This window comes from Stenotrophomonas maltophilia group sp. Smal32, assembly GCF_030237085.1.
Classification (GTDB): domain Bacteria; phylum Pseudomonadota; class Gammaproteobacteria; order Xanthomonadales; family Xanthomonadaceae; genus Stenotrophomonas; species Stenotrophomonas maltophilia_Q.
This window is the reverse complement of record NZ_JASJSI010000027.1, coordinates 1-19273: the sequence shown is the minus strand read 5'-3', so window position 1 is coordinate 19273 and position 19273 is coordinate 1. Positions and strand designations below refer to the sequence as shown.

Sequence of the window (19273 nt, the reverse complement as noted above, 5' to 3'; positions counted from 1 at the left end):
CGCTACCGATTACGCGGCACTGTAGATCCACGCCATGCGTGGATGGCCGGACCCGATGGGGTCAGAGCCCTTTCCGCAGGAAAAGGATCCGACCCCGCTGGCAGATCACCCGTGGATCAGTACTTCCAGGTCAACGCCAGGCGCGCGGTGCGGCCCGGGGCCGGCATCACGCCCAGGGCGAGCGGGTCCAGGTAGTAGCGGTCGGTCAGGTTGTCCACGCCCGCTTCCACCGACCACTGGTCATTGAAGTTCCAGCTGGCGAACAGGTCGACCAGCGTGGTCGGCCGGTACAGCTGCTGGATCGCCGAGAGGCCAACGTTCCATTCCTTGTCCAGCTTGCTGATCGGGCCGGCGTTGTGGATCACACGGGTACCGAAGGTCAGGCGCTCGTCGAACAGGCGCGAGCCCAGGGTCAGGTTGACCATGTAGCGAGGCGGGTTCTGCGTGTTTGTGTACGAACCCTCGAAGCCGCCATCCACGCAGTCCGGCGTGCCGGCCAGCTCCGCGTTCCTGCGCTGCACGCCATAGGCGCGGCGCTCGGCGGCGATGTCCGGCGCGCAGGTCTTGGCCTTGAAGTAGTAGTGCGCGGACAGATCGGCGAACACCTTGCCGCTGTCATAGCTGGACTGGAACTCCAAGCCCGACACCTTGAACTGGTCGACATTGCGGATCAGGCCCGCCGACAGCGTGCGGTAGTCGCGGGTGATCAGATCGTCGATGCGGGTATCGAAGTAGGCCAGCTTCAGCGCCAGGCGATCACCGGCAGTGAACAGGTCGTAGCGGATGGTGCTCGCGCCGATTTCCCAACTGCGCGCGCGCTCCGGCTTCAGCTCGCCCACCGGCTTGGCGGCAGTGAACAGGCCCAGCGTGGTCTCGAACAGGCTCGGCAGCTTGGTGCCCTCGGCGTACTTCACGTAGACCATGGTGTCTTCGCTGAAGCGGTAGGCGACGCTGGCGGTCGGCGAGAACGCGTTGTCGCGACGGCGGATCGGCTGCGACCAGGTCCAGCTGACCGGCACTTCCAGATCCTGCGGCTTGCCGGCGTCATAGAAGTTCCAGCCCGCGATGTCGGCCACGGTGCCCTTCTTGTACGGCGACGCCAGCAGCGAGGCCTGGGTGAAATTGCCGTTGGCGTCCGGATACCAGTTCAGCAGCGCGATGCGCTTGGCACGCCACGACGGCAGCGCCGGGTTGCCATTGAGCAGTTCGGTATAGCGGTACCGGCCCTGCACCTCGTAGGCATCCGGCGTTGCCAGGCGGTTGCGGTCGTGCACATCCACCCGGTTCCAGCGGCCACCGGCCAGCAGCTCCCAGTGTTCGTCGGGCTGCCACTTCAGCGACGCCACGGCACTGTATTCCTTGCGCTCGGCGTTGCGCAGGAAGCGGTTGTTGACCAGGTCATCGTGCATGACCGGGCCGGAGCTGCCTGGTGCAATGTCCTCATCGCTGTAGGACAGGCCGTAGTCCAGCGTGAACGCCCCGGCACGGGTGTCGAACTTCGACGTGTTGCTTGCATCCAGGTTCAGGCGCTTCTGCCGCAGCGGGTTGCGATACGCATCCTTGTAACCGGGGTCACCGCTGAAGCTCGGGGCGTCATACCACTCGGTGCGGCGGTCGAAGTACCACGGGGTGATGCCGGTCAGGCTGTTGTACATCACGCTGTCGGTATCGGTGTACGCAGCATTGACACGCAGGTCGACCAGATCGCTGTCCGGGTTGAAGCGGTAGCGCAGGTTGTAGCTGTCCATGTCGACATGGCCCGGGTCCCACTGCGGAATGCGATCGCGGTCGACGCGGATGATCTGCGAGGCCATGATCTCGCCAGCGGTGCCTTCGTAGCGACGGTAACCGGCTTCCAGCGTCTGCGCGTCATCGATGCGCCAGGTGCCTTTGAGCAGCGCCGACTTCGAGCGCGACGAGGTGTTGAACACTTCGGTACGCGGCGGATTCAGCGGCGCCAGCGTGCGACGGGTCTGCGGGAAATCATCGTAGCCGTGCTTGCCGGAGAAGTAGTTGCCGTTGTCACGGTAGGCATAGGCGGCGACCAGATCGAAGCGGTCCCAGTGGCCGGCGCCGGCCACGTTGAAGAACTGGCTGCCGGTAGCGCTGCGGTCGCTGCGCGGCGCGGCGCTGTAGGCCGGCAGGTTGTTGGCGCTGCCATTGGCCAGGCCGCCACGCACGCGCACGCCGAAGTCGCGCCCCTCGCGCAGCACGTCACCGATCTTCAGCGTCTCCATTTCGACCACGCCGCCAATGCCACCGGAGGCGTTGGCCTGCAGGCTCGGGCCCTTGGTGATGGTCAGGCTGGAGATCAGGTCCGGGTCGAGATAGGTGCGCTGCGACTGGCCGGCATAGCCACGGTAGGTGTCCATGCTGGACTGGCCACCGTCGATGATCACCGGCACGCGGCCCTGGCCCTGGATACCACGGATGTTGACGTCGAACCCATTGCCCACGCGCGGGTCACCGGCGGTGACGCCGGCCACGCCCTTGACGATGTCGCCGTTGGAGGTGCCGCGGAAACGCTCCAGCTGCGTGCGGTTGAGCGTGGTGGTGGAACCGACGCTGCGATAGCTGTCGAGCAGCCGCGCTTCGTCACTGCCTGCGCCGCCGTCGACACGGTCGCCGGCCACGCTGAGCGTATCGGTGACGATCACACCGCTGTCGGCCTGGACCGGCGTTGCCGCTTCCAGGGTCACCGCATCGGCACTGACCCGGCGCATCGCCAGCCCGCTGCCCTGCAGCAGCTGCTGCAGCGCCTCGTTGGCCGACAGGCTGCCGTTGACTGCGCGCGAGGTCACTCCCTGGGCGAGGGTGGCCGGATACACCACCTGCACGCCGGACTGGCGCATGAAGCTGCGCAGTGCTTCGTCCAGCGGCTGCGCCGGAATGTCAAAGCGCTGCACGGCAGCGTGATTGCCGGTGGCGCTCTGTGCCAGCACGGACGGTGCGGCGCTGGCCAGGCCGGCGGCCAGCAGGGCGATGCACAGGCGGGACGGGCGCGGCACGCGGCCCAGGCGGTGGGAGTCGAACATGGGGAACCTGTCAGGTAATCGGTGCCGCAGGCGCGGCGTCATCCGCAACACAGGCGGACACGGCGACGTACGTGGCGGCGGCGGGTACGTTCGCGGGGTAAGACGGGTGGCGCGGCAGGAACCCCAAGAGGGATTTGCGATCGCGGTGGGTGCCGACCGTTGACCGGCACAATGGGATCACCGCGACGATCATCCACGCATGGCGTGGATCTACTGGACGATGGCGACGCCGAATGGAAGGCGGGTAACCTGCAATCCCGCCGTTGCCGCCAACGCGTCCAGCGCCTGTTCCGGGCGATCGATGCGCAGCGCGGCACTGACCGCCGGCAGCCGCGACAGATCGCCGCGCACGAAGGTCGGGCCGGCACGGTAACGCCCCACCCACTGCACGGCGTCGGCGACGCTGGCCTGCTCCAGCAGCAGTTCGCCCTGCCGCCACGCGCCGACACTGTCGGCAGCCACGTCCTGCAGGCGCGTCACGCCACTGTGTTCGCCATAGATGGCACGCTGGCCCACCCGCAGATACGTCCAACCACCGTCAACCGGGCTGGCCACGCGCACCCTGCCCTGTCCGACCTGGGTTTCCACCTGGTCGCTGTCGCGTGCGACGGAGAACGCGGTCGAGATGTCCTCGACCACGCCATTGCCCGCACGCACGCTGAAACGCCGCTGCGCATCCGGGCTGACCTCGAACCAGGCGCGCCCGCGCAGCAGCTCGATCTGGCGTGCATCCGCATCGAACCGCACGGCGATCGCGCTGTCCGCATCCAGCACCGCCCGGCTGCCATCGGGCAGCCGCACGTCCTGCACGACATGCGTACTACGGTGATCGGCCTGCAGGCGCAACGAGGCTTCCGGCCATGCCACCAGCATCGCCAGCGCGGCCGCCGCAGCCATCGCCCATCGCAGCCGCTTTGGGGGCCGGCGTTCGACGCGCCCGGCCTGCGGCCGCGGCCCGACACTGCGCCACAACGCGCGCTCGTGTTCGAAGGCGCGACGGTGCCCAGGCTGCTGGAGCCAGTGTTCGAACTCATCCATGCGCACATCGCTGATATCGCCTGCGGCCAGCCAAGCGATCCAGCCCCGGGCCTGTTCGGCCAGGGCATCGTCATTGGCGGCGGGCAGCATGTTCGGCGGGCTCATCGGCTGGCAGACAGGCGCATTCAAGCGCGGGCGGGGGAACTAGACCGCATCCTCGGTCCAGTGATCAAGACGTTTCAGCGCGGGCCAGCCCCAAGCCGGGGTGATCATCGGCCGCTGCGCGCCCAGGCCAGGCGTTGCAACGCGGTGCGTACATGGTTCTCGACCGTGGTCACCGACACGCCCAGGCGGCGTGCGATCTCGGCCTGGGTCAGGCCCTGCAGGCGGTTGAGCCGGAAGATGGTGCGGGTCGGCTCCGGCAGGTGTCCCGCCGCGTCAAGCACCCGCTGCAGCTCGTCCTGGGCCATCGCCTGTTCCTCGGTCGAGATCACCTCGTCCGGCCCCCACAGGTAATGGTCGGCCAGCAGGCGGTTGCGCCGGGTCGATTCGCGGCCATGGTCGGTCGCCAGGTTGGCGGCCAGCCGGTAGAGATAGGCGCGCGGGTTGTCGATGGCCTGGCTGTCGTCAACCCTGCGGGCCTTGAACCACACGGCCTGGATCACGTCCTCGGCGCCATTGTCGCCCCCGAGGATGCGCTGCACCCGGCGCAGCAGCGCAGGCCGCTCGCGGATCAGCAGTTCAGTGAGGGAGGCGGCATTGGAGGACATGCGCGGAACCGGGACGACAGGCGGAAGGCGCCGCGCATGCTACTCCGTTAATGAGAATCAGTCACGTTCGCATCAGTGGATGCAGCCGGTCAGCCCGTCATAGACGCTCTCCGACGTGCCGGGCAAGGGATCGTGCAGCGGATTGCGGGCCGCCAGCGCCGCGTGGAAGTCCTCCACCGGAGTGCCGGGCACCAGCGGCAGCCGGCACAGCCAGGTCGGCTGCCGGGCCACGATCGCACCGTCATGCCGCGACACGGCCAGGTCACTGGCGGCAAATGCCCAGAGGCACTCATGCACCGTGCCGCGCACCGCGTCCACCGAACACCGCAGGCGCAGCGCACGGATGTCGCTGTACTCACCCTCGCAGAAGGTGTCTCCGCAGATCCTGTCGAAGCCATGCTGCAGACGGCCTTCCAAGGCAAAGAAGCGATCCCAGTTGGCTTCCTGCCGCGGGTAATCGATCAGGTCGACGTAGGGGAAGGCCTGGGCTGCGGGGGCCATCAGCAGCGCGCAGAACAGGCCGGAAGACAGGGCAGGAAGTCTCATGCGGCAACTCCTCGGGAAGGTGCATCCAGCCTGCGCCCCCATGCCTGCCGGCCCCATCGGTCCATCCCGGCCAGCAGCGTCGGCCCCTGCCTCGACCTGCCGTCAGCCCCCTCCCCTGCACAGCGCCCGGCAAAGGCATAAAATGGGGGGCTATCCGTCTACATCCCCCACCTGGAGCACGACCATGGGTCTGGAACTCGTCTCGCCCGGCAAGAACCCGCCGGAAGAAATCAACGTCATCATCGAGATCCCGAAGGACTCGGAGCCGGTGAAGTACGAAGTGGACAAGGAAACCGGCGCGATCTTCGTCGACCGCATCCTGTCCACCCCGATGCGCTACCCCTGCAACTACGGCTACGTGCCGAGCACCCTGTGCGGCGACGGCGACCCGGCCGACGTGCTGGTGGTGCTGCCGCTGCCGCTGGTGCCGGGCTCGGTCGTGCGCTGCCGTCCGGTCGGCGTGCTGAAGATGAGCGATGAGGCAGGCAGCGACGAGAAGATCCTGGCCGTGCCGGTGTCGAAGATCTTCAGTGGCTACGCCCACGTTGAAGACATCGCGCAGGTCTCGAGCCACTGGCTGGAGCGCATCGGCCACTTCTTCGAGCACTACAAGGACCTGGAGAAGGGCAAGTGGGTCAAGCTCGATGGCTGGGGCGGCGCCGCCGAGGCCAAGCAGATCCTGATCGAGGCGCACCAGCGCCATCTCGACAGCAAGGCCTGAGCCTGAACCGGATCGCTCCGGCATGCCGTGCCGGAGCGATGCGGGTCACGTTTCATGATGACGGCACATCACTCTTGCCGTCGTATTAGGTAAATTGCGTCACTTCACACGTCATCGACATCCATCGTCGAGACAGCCAGGGGAATGTGTCGTGCGTATTCTGCTTGTTGGGGATGCAGCCAGCCTGCCGGCTGAGCTGACCGAATTCATTGCCGATCTTGGGGAAGACTGGCAGCCGCTGACCGCCACCGATGGCCAGGCCGCGATGACCGCGGTTGCCACGCAGGGCGTGGACGCGGTGATTGTCTGCCCGCAGCTGCCGGACCTCAATGCCACCACGCTGCTCGGCCAGATCCGGACCCTGCGTCCGGAAACCATCCGCATCGCGCTGGTGGACGCCCAGCATGGCAACCGGCCGCCGCCGGCACGCCTGATCGGCGTTGCCCATCGCTTCCTGCCGTTGCCACTGGCGCCGGAAGTGCTTCTGGAAGCGCTGACCAGCCTGGAAGAGCTGCGCGAAGTGCTGGACAGCCCGCGCCTGCGCGATGCCATCGGCCGCATCGAGAAACTGCCGTCGCCGCCGCACCTGTACCTGAGCCTGACCCAGGCGCTGGAGCATGACGACGATGCCGACAGCGCAGACGTCGCCAAGCTTGTGGCTGCCGATCCGGCCATCGCCGCCAAGGTGCTGCAGCTGTCGAATTCGGCGTTCTTCAGCCAGGGCCGCACCATCGCCGACCTGCGCACCGCAGTGACCCGGCTGGGCCTGGCAACACTGCGCGACCTGGTACTGGCCAGCGAAGTGTTCTCGGCGCCGACGCTGTCGACCGCCGAACGCAACTCGCTGCAGCAGCGCGCCCTGCTCGCCTCGCGGCTGGCCGCACGCCTGCTGCCCGAATCCAGTGCCGAACTGGGCGCAACCGCGGCACTGCTGGCCGACATCGGCCTGCTGCTGCCCGGCGTACGCAACGAGCGCACCGAGCCGTCGCTGGCCGGCGATACCCGTCCGGGCCACGCCGAAGCCGGTGCCTACCTGTTGGGGCTGTGGGGCCTGCCGATGCCGATCATCGAAGCCGTGGCGTTCCACCTGCAGCCGCAGCGCGCCAACACGCGCAGCTTCTGGGTGACCGGTGCGGTGCATGTGGCGCTTGCGCTGGTCAACGGCGATCCGGTGGATGAGGACTACCTGCAGCGCGCGGGCGTGCTCAACAAACTGCCGCAGTGGCGCGAACATGCCAACAGCCTGATGGGGCTCACGCCCAGCGAAGCCTGACCACACCGGCAATGCATGCGATGAAGGCGCGCCCGCAAGGACGCGCCTTCGTTGCATCAGGGCTGCGCGCAGTGGTCGTACACGCAGCGTTCGAAGAGAAGCTGGCAGTACGCCGCATCTTCGCCGGCCTTGATGCAGTCGCTGCGCACTTCGGCGCAATAGCGTCCATTGGCACACACCAGCGGGCCGGCCGACACACTACCGGCCAGGCTCAGGACGGCAAGAACTGCAGCAGCGAACATCCGTGGCATCGCATTTTTCATTTCGCGCTCTCCTTGGTCCGGAATGGACCTCCGCGACCGTACCAGCGGTCCAATTGCGACAAGCGTGACCCCTGTCGCTGAACCGCCCGATTCAGAGTTTCCCGACCCGGCTCTGCCAAACGCAAAGAGGACGGGCCTTGCGGCCCGCCCTCCTCGTCTTGCCTTCAGGCTTCGATGGATCAGAAGCGCTGGTTGTACTGGATGAACAGGAAGCGGTCGTAATCCAGCATCGGGTCCAGCTGCACGGCACTGGCGTTGGTCACCGCGTAGGTGATCGGCGGAGTCTTGCCGAACACGTTGCGGGCACCGACGGTCACGCTGCCGTTCCACGGGGCCTGCCAGGTGGCCGAGATGTCGTGATAGACGATTGCGCCCTTCTTGTTGGCACCCAGGCCACCGCTCCAGCCACCGTTCTCGGTGTAGTAATCCGGCTGGTTGCACTCCAGGCCATTTTCCTGGTCGTAGCAGAAGTCGCGGAAGCCGCCGTAGTAACGCATGGTCCAGGTGGCCGACAGGTCGCCCTTGGTCCAGGTAGTCGCCAGGGTGCCGCGGACACGCGGGTAGTTCCAATAGCCTGCGTAGTCATCCCATGCAGCACCCTTGGTGGCCTGCTGACGGAAGCTGGTCAGGTAGTTGGTGTCCAGGTTGAACGACAGGGTACCGAAGCTGTATTCCGGCATACGGTAGCGGACGCCGAAGTTGTAGCCTTCGGTTTCCAGCGAGCCCAGATTGGCGTTGCCGCGGCTCAGGCCGGTGACCTGCTGGCCATTGGCAACGTCGCCACGGCTGTACTGGTCACAGAAGGCCTGCACACCGTTCTGGTAGCACTGGTTCAGCACGTAGTTCGCCGACAGCGCGGTGATCACGTTGTCCACGGTGATCTTGTACCAGTCCAGCGAGACGTTCAGGCCGCTGACGAAGCTCGGGCTCCACACCAGGCCCGCGGTGCGGGTCTTGCTGGTTTCCGGCTGCAGCTTGTCGTTGCCCACGCCCGAGTTGAACGGGTTGTTACCCTGGGTGTCACGGGCACTGATCGGACGACCAGCAGCGTCGGTCTGACGGAAGTCGGACGCCAGGCCTTCAGCACCGCAACGGGCGGCAACGGCCGGGTTGCTGCGCTGGCCGAACACGGCATCACACGGATCGGTGAACTTGTCGAAGGTCTGCGAACCACCACCGAAGGTGTCGTCCAGGGTCGGGGCACGGAAGCCCTCGCCGTAGGTCGCACGCACCAGCAGGTCGTCGATCGGCTTCCAGGTCACGCTGAACTTGCTGTTGACCGTGTTGCCGAACTTGTCGTAGTCCGAGTAGCGGCTGGCGACATCCAGCGACAGCTCCTTGGCACCCGGCAGGTCACGCAGCAGCGGCACCATCAGTTCCAGGTAGAACTCGTTGGTCTTGTACTTGCCTTCGGTCGGCTGCGCGGCCAGCTCGGTGGTGTAACCCGAGGAGGACAGTGCGTCCGGATGATCGTAGCCCGACACTTCGCGATGCTCGTAACCGGCAGCGAAGGCGAACTCGCCCGCATCGCCCGGCATGTCGAACAGCGAACCGGTGATGTTGGCGAAGTACTGCTTGCTCTTGCTCTGCCCGGTCGAGTTCAGCAGGGTGTTGATGTACTTCAGCGCATCCGGGGTCGCGGCGCTGGCGCCGCCCAGCAGGTCGAACGGGACGCAGCTGCCCGGGCTGGTGCCCAGCGCGATCGGGTTGGCAGCGGTGCCGCACTGGGCGACGCCGTTGGCGTTGATGAACGACGGGCCGAGGGCATTCTTCAGGGCCAGCAGGTTGATGTTGCCCGAGCTGGTCTGGGTCACGTCGAACTGGTTGTAGTTGATGCCCACATCCCAGTCGAACGGACGGTTGTTGAAGTCGAAGTTGCCTTCCAGGGCCGCGTCGAAGTGCAGCGACTTGACGTTGTTCTGGGTGATGCGCGGCAGTTCGAAGATACGACGGCCCCAGCCACCGATGTCAACGCCGGCGCCCGGGTTGGCCCAGTTGCCCAGCGGGTTGTAGATGCTGTCCTTGCTGATCGCCACTGGGAACTGCGGCTGCGAGGTGCCGGTCAGCGGGTAGCCGGCGATCTGGCGCTTGGAATCGCGCTCGGAGTACATCGCCGTCGACTTCAGACGCAGGTTGTCGTTGATGTCGTAGCTGGCCGAGGTGAACATGGTCTTCGACTCAGCGCCCTGGTTCAGCATCATCTGCTGCGAGGCGTTGTAGTAGTCGTCCAGACCAATCAGGTGGTAGTTGTTGAAGTTGTTCGACGGCTGGCCAACGCCGACCGGGGTGTCCCACGAACCGGTGTGGTTGACCACCCAGGTGTTCGGGACCCACTTGCCAGCCTTGTTGTATTCGCCAGCACCGGCGGTGCCTTCGGCACGCGGATCGGTGAAACGGCCCCACGGGCCAGCCGGGCTCAGACCGTCTTCCTTGTGGCCCTGGCCATAGGAGTACTGGGTCAGGCCACGATCCTTGGCCCACACCGGATCTTCCTTGATGTAGTTCGCGCCGAACACGATCGAGGAGCGCTCGCCGCTGGCACCCAGGGTCAGGCTGTACTGGGTCTTGGAACCGTCGCCGTGGCTGTTCTGGCCATAGTAGGCACTGGCCTCGGCGCCGTCGAAGTTCTTGCGCAGGATGATGTTGACCACGCCGGAGATGGCGTCGGAACCGTAGATCGCCGAGGCGCCGTCCTTCAGGACTTCAATGCGCTCGATCAGCGAGGTCGGGATGGTCGACATGTCGGTGAAGCCGGCCAGGCTGGTGCTCCAGCGCTTGCCGTTGACCAGCACCAGCGTGCGCTGCTCACCCAGGTTGTACAGGCTGACGTACTGGCCGCCCTGTTCCGGGTTGGACGCCAGCACGGCCGCCTTGCTGAAGGTCTGGGTGCCTGCCACGGACAGGTTCTGCAGCAGGTCGCCGACGCTGACCAGGCCCGAACGCTGGATGTCCTCATGGCTTACGGTGAGGACCGGCTGGGAGGTTTCCACATCCACCGAGCGGATGCGGGAGCCGGTGACTTCCAGGCGATCAAGGGTGGTCGGGGCACTGGCTTCCTGTGCGGAAGCAAATGCCGGTGCCAGCGCCAGCGCAATGCCGGCGGGCAGCAGGCCCAGCCGCACGGCAGGGGTGCGAACGTTCATCAATCTCTCCAAGGTACGTGTTAGTAGCGTGTTAAAACGCTCCAGCACGTTACGATTGCGTTGCGATGCTGTATTTGCGCGACCCAACCGGAGACTTTGCAGAATGTGGCGGGAGCAAGCCACCGTTCTCCCTGAACCGGGAAGCAGACTGCCCGTAGCGGGCGCGGAAGGCCCTGGCGAAGCTGCAGCAGTTGTCGAATCCGCTGGCTGCAGCGACCTCGCCCACCATCATGTCGGTGTCGCGCAGCAGATCGGCGGCCCGCTCGAGGCGCAACCGTGCCGAAAGCGACTGGGGGCTCTCTTCATACAGGCTCTGGAAGGTCTTGGAGAGGTACCAGCTGGAGAAGTTGGTCAGCTCGGCGAGTTCGCCGATCCGCACTACGCGGTGGCTGTTGCCCTCCAGATAGAGACGGGCACGCTGCATGCGGCCGAACACCTGGCGCTTGCGGCTGCGCGAGCGACCGGGGCAGCGCTGTACGTTGTCGGCCAGGTCACGCTGCAGGCCGGCCAGATGCAACAGCAGCGGGCGCAGCGCCTGCGCAGGCAGGCCGCTGTCGAGCGCATCGCGCCACAGGCGCAGGGCAACGCGGGCGTCGCCGCGGCTCATGCGACCGCGACCGGCATACAGGCCGCAATCGGCCATCTCGGACAGCACCCGCATCGCCTCCGCATTCAGGCTGAGGCCCACGCACAGTCCGTTACGGCCGGCCTGCACCAGCGGGCGCGACTCCTTCTCGAAGGCGATCCACTCACCATGGCGCAGGCGGAAACGCCCTTCCTTGGCTTCCACCCAGGAACTGCCCCGGACCTGAAGCCAGACCGTGAAGCTTGACCCTGCCGTCTGCAGGCTGCCGAGCCGGGCCACGCCCATGCAGGTCGGCGCGAGATCGTCGAGCGCCTTGTCGAGGGAGACGGTTTGGCCACGATCGGCCAGCGAGAGTTGACGCATGGGGCACCACGGGTTTGCCTGATACAGGCTTCCGTTTTGCCTAATCAGGCGTCAGCCCGTCAGGAAAATCCGCCGAGATCGCCACGAATTCGCGGCGAGAACTCCACGAAGAAATCACGAAGAGATATTTTTCTTCAGGATCAATGACTTGAGAAATGCCGGGAACAGTGCTGGCGTCGACCGGGGCAGCTGCATGACGCCGATGTCGGCACCATCGCTGACCGCCAGGGCGACGTACAGATCCCGGCCATCGGCGCTGGCACTGATACCGTTGCCCGCGCTGAGCCGCTGCCGGTCCAGGCAGCGCTCGGGGGCTTCGGTCCCGGCCTGGATATGGATCAAGGTCGTACCGCACTCGGTCGAGTTGCCGAGATACCCGATGCCGCCGGTGCCTGCCACCGTCCAGGTGCGATAGCGCCAGCGGCTGGGCCTGTCTTCACTGACCTGCTGCACGCTGGCCGGGGACAGCGCCGCATCCACCGACCACAGGCCACCGGACGCCAGGCGGGTGAACAGCACGCGGCCATCGCCCCGATCGAAACGTGCCTGGGAGACGCCGTCGATGCTGGCCAGGCGGCGCCAGGGGGTCACGCTGCGATCGAACAGGCTCAACCGGGTGCGCTGCTCTGCATCGCGCTCGACCACCAGCAGCTGTTCCGGGGTTGCCCCGTACAGGGCCTGCAGGGGCTGATCCACCGGAACCGGCAACGACTGCAGGTGTTCGTCGCGCGGGGCGATCTCGTAGACCACCGTACGCCCATGCTCATCGCGCCCGACCACCAGCAGCTGGCGGCTGTCGGCCGACCAGTCCGGCGCCTGCCGCCCCTCCGGGCGCAGGCCCTCGATCGGCCGCAGTGAATCGGGCCGCTGCATGTCCGCCCACCAAAGCGCGAAACTGCCGGAACGATCGGAGGTGAAGACCAGTTGGCGACCGTCGGGCGCCGCCATCGGCTGCCCGTCACGCCCGCTGGACGCAAACAGCCGCTCGGCGCTGCCACCGGCCATCGGCACCTTGAACACGCCGAACTGGGCACGGCGGTGAACGAAAGCCAGCACGTCGCCGTGGCGTGACACCGCAGGCCATTGTGCGTCGTCGAGGCCGGCATCACGCAAAGTGCGGCGCTCGACATCCAGGTAGTACAACCGCACTTCGCTGTCCACGCGCCGGCCGAACACGATGGTGCGCCCATCGCCCAGCCAGGCCCAGCCACGCTGTTCGGCCGATTCGTTGGTCAACTGCTCCAGTTCACCGCCTCCGGCCGGCATCCGCCACAGGTCGCCCATCTGCGGATTGCGCACGAACACCAGCCACTTGCCATCGGGCGAGTAGCGTGGCGCGTAGTCAAAATCATCCTGGTCGACCGCATAGTCCAACGCCCGCCACTGGCCGCTGGCCAGGTCGAGCACACGGATGCCGCGATGGGCATAGCGGCCCACCATGCTGCCAAAGACCAGGCCACGGCCATCCGGCGTCCAGTCGAAGCTGAGCAGCTCGGTTCCGTCGCAACGGGTCGCCTGGCGCACACCGCCGCCGGTAGCGCTGGCGATCAGCACCTGGCAACCGCCGTCGGCTCCAAAGCGGGCAAAAGCGATCTCGCGCCCGTCCGGTGACCAGCTCGGGAAGCGGTCACTGGCCCCCTTCGGCGGCAGCGCCAGCTGCCGGGCCGGCGCATTGCCCGAGGTCTGCACCTTGATCGCGCCACCACCGGTGCCATCCTCGTTGGCGCCTTCGTAGGCAACCTGGGAGCCATCCGGCGAAAGCGTGGGATAGGTTTCAAAACCACTGGTGGCGGTGATCAGGCGATAGGGACGCTGCGGGCTGCCGATCACCCGCACGCCGTTCTCGACCGCGGCATCCACCGGTGAACTCGACTCCGGCCCACGCCGGAGCAGCAATGTGGCCATGACCAGCAGCGCGGCCAGCATCATCACCCCCAGCACCCACAACAGCTGGCGGCGCAGCTGGCGCCAGCCACGCCGGCGCGAAGGCGCTGCCGGCACGGCCATCGCCGGAATCACGCCGGCACCGTCCGGCGACGGCATCACGCCCGCAACGGCCACCGCGTCCACTTCCGCCACGGGATCGACGTCGTCCAGCGCCTGCACCGGTACCAGCAGCCGATAACCGCTCTTGGCGATGGTCTCGATGTAGGCCTGGCCGTTGTCGTCGTCGTTGGCGAACGCCTTGCGCAGCTGGGTGACGGCCTGGGTCAGTACGTCATTGGTCGGCAACGTATCGGGCCAGACCTCGGCAAACAGCTCTTCACGGGTGACCACTCGCCCAGGCTGCCGCATCAACACGCGCAGTACGCCCAGCGCTTTCGGCGTCAGCCGCCGGGGACGGCGCGCGCCTTCAACCTCGACCTCACGCGAGGACAAGGTAATGACGCAGTCGCCGACCTGCACTCGGTCGGCCTCAATGGGCGCGAGTTCGCTGCTGTTCATTTTCCGCTATACAGTAGGGACGGGACCTGGGCAGGGCTCACCAGCAATACCGTCCCCACCGTCCCTGGACAGGGTCATCGAAAAGCCAGATTCCGCACAAAGCATCGGCGCATACCGCAAAAACAATAACGCCCCCGGATATTAGCCTAAGCCGGTTACCCCGCCTATGACGGGGTCGACACTCAGGCTCTCTCTCTCGCCGACGCATTCACATAATCTGCATCACTATTCGCGCCCTTTTGGGCGCGAAATTTTTATCTGGCGTTCATTTTCACATGCGCCGAAGCATGGTCAACCCGACCAGACGCGACACCACAAGGCCGATATACATGACGCCTGCGAACTGTTCGAGCATCACCAGGGCCCGTGCCTGCGGGTGCAGCGGCACGACGTCGCTCAATCCAACGCCGGACAACAAGCTGAAGCTCAGATAAAGCAGCTCCATCCAACTGCGCTGATCACCGCCGCTGGCGCCATGGAAACTGCCGGGATACCACTGCTGGCACACCGCGAACGCGAAAGCAAACGCCCAGGCCAGCAGGGTGAAGGTTGCCCCGGCCGCGAACAGTTCGTCGCGGGTGACTTTATGATCCTGCAGCATGTAGGCGATCAACGCGCCCGCCGTATAGAAGTACAGCAGGCTCTCCAGCAGCTGGGCGGTGGTCAGCAGCCCGCTGCGGTCCAGCAGGGCACCGGCCAGTGAGAACACCACCGAGGGAATGGCCAGCAGCAACGCCAGCCAGGTTCCCAGCGGGCTGCGCTGGACCACCCACAGCGCCAGGCCCAGTACCGCCATGCCGAACATGCCCAGCGCTGCACGGCCACCGGCAGTGTCGTCGAGCGCCGGGTACAACAGCACCGCCAGCAGTTGCGCACCCAGCAGCCAGGCCGAGGGGTGGCGGCGGGCGATCGCCAGCCAACGGGTGGTCAGAGCAATGGGCATGGCGTCCTTTCCACGGGGCGATGGCCGGAGCATAGCGGGTAGCGCCGGGCTACGCCCGGCGGCTTTCCGGGACCGATGCGCTCGCCGGGCGGCGCCCGGCGCTACCTGCGCGGCATCACCCCTGGTGGTAGACCTCTGCACCTGCGGCGCGGAATTCGGCGGACTTCTCCTTCATGCCGGCCTCGGCGTAGTCACGCACATCCTGGGTGATCTTCATCGAGCAGAAGTGCGGGCCGCACATCGAGCAGAAGTGGGCCAGCTTGTGCGCATCCTTCGGCAGTGTCTCGTCGTGGAATTCCTTGGCCTTCTCCGGATCCAGCCCGAGATGGAACTGGTCCTCCCAGCGGAACTCGAAGCGCGCCTTGCTCAGTGCATTGTCGCGTACCTGCGCGCCCGGGTGTCCTTTGGCCAGGTCCGCCGCGTGCGCGGCAATGCGGTAAGCCATGATGCCGTCGCGCACGTCCTGGCGGTTGGGCAGGCCGAGGTGCTCCTTCGGCGTCACGTAGCAGAGCATGGCCGTACCGAACCAGCCGATCATCGCCGCACCGATCGCGCTGGTGATGTGGTCGTAGCCCGGCGCGATGTCGGTGGTCAGCGGCCCCAGCGTGTAGAACGGCGCTTCGCCGCACTCACGCAGCTGCTTGTCCATGTTCTCCTTGATCAGCTGCATCGGCACGTGGCCGGGGCCTTCGATCATGGTCTGCACGTCGTGCTTCCAGGCAATCTTCGTCAGCTCGCCCAGCGTCTCCAGTTCACCGAACTGCGCTGCATCGTTGGCATCGGCGATGCAGCCCGGGCGCAGGCCGTCTCCCAGCGAGAAGGTCACGTCGTAGGCCTTCATGATTTCGCAGATCTCTTCGAAATGCGTGTAGAGGAAATTCTCCTTGTGGTGCGCCAGGCACCACTTGGCCATGATCGAGCCACCGCGGCTGACGATGCCGGTGACCCGCTTGGCGGTGAGCGGCACGTAGCGCAGCAGTACGCCGGCGTGGATGGTGAAGTAGTCCACGCCCTGCTCGGCCTGCTCGATCAGCGTGTCGCGGAAGATTTCCCAGGTGAGCGCCTCGGCACGGCCATCGACCTTTTCCAGCGCCTGGTAGATCGGCACGGTACCAATCGCCACCGGCGAGTTGCGGATGATCCATTCACGGGTTTCGTGGATGTGCTTGCCGGTGGACAGGTCCATCACCGTGTCGCCGCCCCAGCGGATCGCCCACACCAGCTTCTCCACTTCCTCGGCGATGCCGGAAGACACGGCGCTGTTGCCGATGTTGGCGTTGATCTTGGTGAGGAAATTGCGGCCGATGATCATCGGCTCGCTTTCCGGATGGTTGATGTTGTTGGGCAGCACCGCACGACCACGGGCGATCTCGTCGCGCACGAACTCAGGGGTGATGATCTTCTGGATCGACGCACCGAACGCTTCGCCCGGGTGCTGCTGCAACAGGCCGGCATCGCGGATCGCGTCCAGCCGCTGGTTCTCGCGGATGGCGACGAATTCCATTTCCGGGGTGATGATGCCGCGCCGCGCGTAGTGCATCTGGGTGACGTTGGCGCCGGAACGCGCACGTCGCGGCAGGCTGCGCGCGGGGAAGCGCACGGCATCGAGCTTCGGGTCATGTTCGCGGTCGCGGCCGAATGAAGAGCTGAGGCCGTCGAGCTGTTCGGTGTCCCCGCGTTCCTCGATCCACGCACGGCGCAATGCCGGCAGGCCCGCGGAAAGATCGACGCGGGCCTGCGGATCGGTGTACGGGCCCGACGTGTCGTAGACCGTCACCGGCGCATTCTCTTCGCCGCCGAACAGCGTGGGCGTGCGGGTCAGCGCGATCTCGCGCATCGGCACCTGCAGGTCCGGGCGCGAACCGGGCACATGGATCTTGCGCGAGCCGGGAATGGGCCGGGTCACCGATTCGGAGAGTTGCTGGGCCTGTTGCTGCAGGGCGGAGAGCTGTGCGTTCATCGGGCATCGTCCAGGAAGGTCAGGGACGAAGCGGCGGCGCACGGCACCCGCGCACGGGCGGTCCTTGGGCGGAGTCCGGGCACGGCTGCATTGCAAAGCTTCCCTACGCCGGTATGAGCCGGATCAGGTTCCAAGGGACTGTCTCAACCGTGGCCACATGGCTCGGTACCCCCGCTTCTTGCTGCGCATTAGAGCATAGACCGCCCGCCTCCGGGGTCGGATCCGCTTTCCCGCGGAACGCGGATCCGACCCCGATCGGCATTCGTTAACGGAACCATGACGCCGCGTTCAGTAACGTGCACGCCCATCGCGTCGCTGAGATCGATGCGTTCCCCGCCGCCTTCGCGGCCCCTGCCCGGCGCGTGCTGCATGCCGCCGGCCCTTCGCTGCAAGCTCTGCTCGCTCCCCTCAATCCCCTTGATCGGAGAAGCTCCTTCATGGTGTTTCGCGTTTCCATCGCGCTGGTTCTGTTGCTGGTGCTGCTGGCCGGCATCGCGCCCGGCCCCTTCAATACCGTTGTGCAGTCCATGCTGGCCGAGGTCATCCGCAGTGTCGGCTGGCTGTACCTGCTGGTGGTGTTCCTGGCGCTGGTGTTCCTGATGTACCTGGCCTTCGGCCGCTTCGGCAACTTGCGCATCGGTGGCGAAGATGCCGAGCCCGAGTTCTCGCGTGCCAGCTGGATGTCGATGCTGTTCGCCGCCGGCATGGGCATCGGCCTGGTGTTCTGGGGCGCGGCCGAGCCGATTTCCCACTTCGCCAAGCCGCCCGAGGGCCTGGCTCCGCAAAGCCTGGATGCGGCGCGCGCATCGATGCGCTATGCGTTCTTCCACTGGGGCCTGCATCCGTGGGCGATCTATGCGCTGATCGGCCTGGCGATGGCCTGGTTCCAGTTCAACCGCAATGGACGCGGCCTGGTCAGCGACATGCTGCAACCGATCATCGGCCGTCACCATCGCGGCTGGATCGGTCGGGTGGTCAACATCGCCGCCGTCGTTGCCACCGCGATCGGTGTCGCTACCACGCTCGGCTTCGGCACCATCCAGATCGCCGCCGGTATCGAACGCGTGTTCGGCGTGCAGGCCACGGTCGCGGTGCAGATGACCATCATCGCCGTCGCCTTCGTGCTGTACATGGCCTCCACCGCCAGCGGCGTGGAGCGCGGGGTGAAATGGCTGTCCAACTTCAACCTGGCGTTGGCTGCGCTGCTGGCAGCCATCCTGCTGGTGCTTGGACCGACCGGCTTCATCTTCGATACGTTCACCACCACGCTGGGCTCCTACCTCAACCAGCTGGTGACGATGAGCCTGCGCATGTCACCGTTCTCCGGCAGCACCTGGGTGGCGGACTGGACGATCTTCTACTGGGCCTGGTGGATCTCGTGGGCACCGTTCGTGGGATCGTTCATCGCGCGCATCTCGCGCGGCCGCAGCGTGCGCGAGTTCGTGATCGGCGTAGTGCTCGCGCCGACGCTGCTGGGCTTCTTCTGGTTCGCGGTGTTCGGCGGCACCGCGCTGTGGGCACAGATCTTCGGCCACGCCGATCTGGTGCAGGCGCTGGGCAATGGCTACGAAACGGTGCTGTTCACGCTGTTCGACAGCATGCCGCTACCGCTGTTGCTGTCGTGCATCGCGCTGGTGCTGCTGATGATCTTCTTCGTGACTTCGGCCGATTCGGCGGTACTGGTGCTGGCCAGCATGTCCACCGACGAGGCTGGCGACCCACCGTTGAAGCGCAAGCTGGCCTGGGGCATTGCGGTGGCATTGATCGCAGCGGCGTTGCTGCTGGCCGGTGGACTGGACGCGCTGCAGGGCATGATCACGATTGCCGCGCTACCGTTTGCCTTGCTGATGGTGCTGGTGATGGTGTCGCTGTACCGGGTGCTGGACCAGGAGTACACGCGCGAGCGGCGGCAGGCGCAGCGCCAGCGGCACATGATTGACGCGTGGATCGCACGCGAGATGGCGGCGCAGGAGGAGACCCAGGCGGAGGCGGCGCGCGCGCAGGATCGGGATTGAGGGTGTTTTGCAGCCTGCGGCTGCACCGCTTTTTCGGGCAAGTGCAAGTGCAGAAGCCAAAGCGGCTCTGGGTTTCTGCTGATCGGGGGGGGAGCGGTGTGGGTGGGCAGGACACGCCGTAAACCTGTGGTGGTCTAATCAACTTGGACACTCGATAGGATCAATTTCGAGCATCGAGGTAGACCCATGGCAAAACAGATCACTCAGGGCATGAGGGATGAGGCGGTTCGCC

13 protein-coding genes and 1 riboswitch are annotated in these 19273 nt (G+C 66.0%); of the genes, 3 read left to right on the top strand and 10 right to left on the bottom strand.

All coding sequences use genetic code 11. The features are described 5' to 3' along the window. Positions 1 to 116: 116 nt before the first annotated feature. The 4 genes from QRO91_RS08870 to QRO91_RS08855 all read right to left on the bottom strand — a co-directional run bounded on the left by QRO91_RS08870 (position 117) and on the right by QRO91_RS08855 (position 5329). Complete coding sequence (locus QRO91_RS08870; RefSeq protein ID WP_049429941.1) at positions 117 to 3035, bottom strand: TonB-dependent receptor; 2919 nt, start codon at positions 3033 to 3035, stop codon at positions 117 to 119. A gap of 210 nt (positions 3036 to 3245) precedes the next feature. After that, positions 3246 to 4178, bottom strand: coding sequence for a FecR domain-containing protein (locus QRO91_RS08865; protein ID WP_049429942.1), 933 nt, complete (start codon positions 4176 to 4178; stop codon positions 3246 to 3248). Between the two features lie 104 nt (positions 4179 to 4282). Beyond that, entirely contained in the window at positions 4283 to 4783 is a 501-nt protein-coding gene (locus tag QRO91_RS08860; protein WP_049429943.1) for an RNA polymerase sigma factor, read from the bottom strand. A gap of 72 nt (positions 4784 to 4855) precedes the next feature. After that, a complete protein-coding gene (locus QRO91_RS08855) occupies positions 4856 to 5329 on the bottom strand; it encodes a hypothetical protein (RefSeq protein WP_049429944.1) in 474 nt (157 codons plus the stop codon). Between the two features lie 184 nt (positions 5330 to 5513). Between QRO91_RS08855 and ppa the strand changes: the two genes are divergently transcribed. Together ppa and QRO91_RS08845 are read left to right on the top strand one after the other, a co-directional pair. Continuing rightward, positions 5514 to 6050, top strand: coding sequence for an inorganic diphosphatase (gene ppa / locus QRO91_RS08850; RefSeq protein ID WP_005410935.1), 537 nt, complete (start codon positions 5514 to 5516; stop codon positions 6048 to 6050). A gap of 151 nt (positions 6051 to 6201) precedes the next feature. Then, positions 6202 to 7323 (top strand): HDOD domain-containing protein, encoded by a 1122-nt coding sequence (locus QRO91_RS08845; protein ID WP_049429945.1) that lies wholly within the window; start codon positions 6202 to 6204, stop codon positions 7321 to 7323. Between the two features lie 56 nt (positions 7324 to 7379). Here the strand turns inward: QRO91_RS08845 and QRO91_RS08840 are convergent, their stop codons facing one another. The 6 genes from QRO91_RS08840 to thiC all read right to left on the bottom strand — a co-directional run bounded on the left by QRO91_RS08840 (position 7380) and on the right by thiC (position 17026). Then, on the bottom strand, positions 7380 to 7586 hold the full coding sequence (locus QRO91_RS08840) for a hypothetical protein (protein WP_049429946.1): 207 nt from the start codon (positions 7584 to 7586) through the stop codon (positions 7380 to 7382). A gap of 179 nt (positions 7587 to 7765) precedes the next feature. Further along, entirely contained in the window at positions 7766 to 10729 is a 2964-nt protein-coding gene (locus QRO91_RS08835; protein ID WP_049429947.1) for a TonB-dependent siderophore receptor, read from the bottom strand. Between the two features lie 49 nt (positions 10730 to 10778). Continuing rightward, the gene (locus tag QRO91_RS08830; protein WP_049429948.1) at positions 10779 to 11678 is read right to left on the bottom strand and encodes a helix-turn-helix transcriptional regulator; all 900 of its coding nucleotides are present in this window, start codon (positions 11676 to 11678) and stop codon (positions 10779 to 10781) included. 114 nt (positions 11679 to 11792) lie between these two features. Next, positions 11793 to 14123, bottom strand: a complete 2331-nt coding sequence (locus QRO91_RS08825; RefSeq protein ID WP_049429949.1) for a winged helix-turn-helix domain-containing protein — start codon at positions 14121 to 14123, stop codon at positions 11793 to 11795. 271 nt (positions 14124 to 14394) lie between these two features. Beyond that, on the bottom strand, positions 14395 to 15066 hold the full coding sequence (locus tag QRO91_RS08820) for an ion channel (protein ID WP_100443676.1): 672 nt from the start codon (positions 15064 to 15066) through the stop codon (positions 14395 to 14397). A 115-nt stretch (positions 15067 to 15181) separates the two neighbouring features. Further along, entirely contained in the window at positions 15182 to 17026 is a 1845-nt protein-coding gene (gene thiC / locus QRO91_RS08815; protein ID WP_049429951.1) for a phosphomethylpyrimidine synthase ThiC, read from the bottom strand. 82 nt (positions 17027 to 17108) lie between these two features. Beyond that, positions 17109 to 17209, bottom strand: a riboswitch (TPP riboswitch). 254 nt (positions 17210 to 17463) lie between these two features. Between thiC and QRO91_RS08810 the strand changes: the two genes are divergently transcribed. Then, positions 17464 to 19041 (top strand): BCCT family transporter, encoded by a 1578-nt coding sequence (locus tag QRO91_RS08810; protein ID WP_197650484.1) that lies wholly within the window; start codon positions 17464 to 17466, stop codon positions 19039 to 19041. Positions 19042 to 19273: the final 232 nt, after the last annotated feature.

Coding starts and splice junctions, on each gene's coding strand:
- QRO91_RS08865 (WP_049429942.1), bottom strand. CDS start 4,178: ATGAGCCCGCCGAACATGCTGCCCGCCGCCAATGACGATGCCCTGGCC.
- QRO91_RS08820 (WP_100443676.1), bottom strand. CDS start 15,066: ATGCCCATTGCTCTGACCACCCGTTGGCTGGCGATCGCCCGCCGCCAC.
- ppa (WP_005410935.1), top strand. CDS start 5,514: ATGGGTCTGGAACTCGTCTCGCCCGGCAAGAACCCGCCGGAAGAAATC.
- QRO91_RS08840 (WP_049429946.1), bottom strand. CDS start 7,586: ATGAAAAATGCGATGCCACGGATGTTCGCTGCTGCAGTTCTTGCCGTC.
- QRO91_RS08825 (WP_049429949.1), bottom strand. CDS start 14,123: ATGAACAGCAGCGAACTCGCGCCCATTGAGGCCGACCGAGTGCAGGTC.
- QRO91_RS08810 (WP_197650484.1), top strand. CDS start 17,464: ATGGTGTTTCGCGTTTCCATCGCGCTGGTTCTGTTGCTGGTGCTGCTG.
- QRO91_RS08870 (WP_049429941.1), bottom strand. CDS start 3,035: ATGTTCGACTCCCACCGCCTGGGCCGCGTGCCGCGCCCGTCCCGCCTG.
- QRO91_RS08835 (WP_049429947.1), bottom strand. CDS start 10,729: ATGAACGTTCGCACCCCTGCCGTGCGGCTGGGCCTGCTGCCCGCCGGC.
- QRO91_RS08855 (WP_049429944.1), bottom strand. CDS start 5,329: ATGAGACTTCCTGCCCTGTCTTCCGGCCTGTTCTGCGCGCTGCTGATG.
- thiC (WP_049429951.1), bottom strand. CDS start 17,026: ATGAACGCACAGCTCTCCGCCCTGCAGCAACAGGCCCAGCAACTCTCC.
- QRO91_RS08830 (WP_049429948.1), bottom strand. CDS start 11,678: ATGCGTCAACTCTCGCTGGCCGATCGTGGCCAAACCGTCTCCCTCGAC.
- QRO91_RS08860 (WP_049429943.1), bottom strand. CDS start 4,783: ATGTCCTCCAATGCCGCCTCCCTCACTGAACTGCTGATCCGCGAGCGG.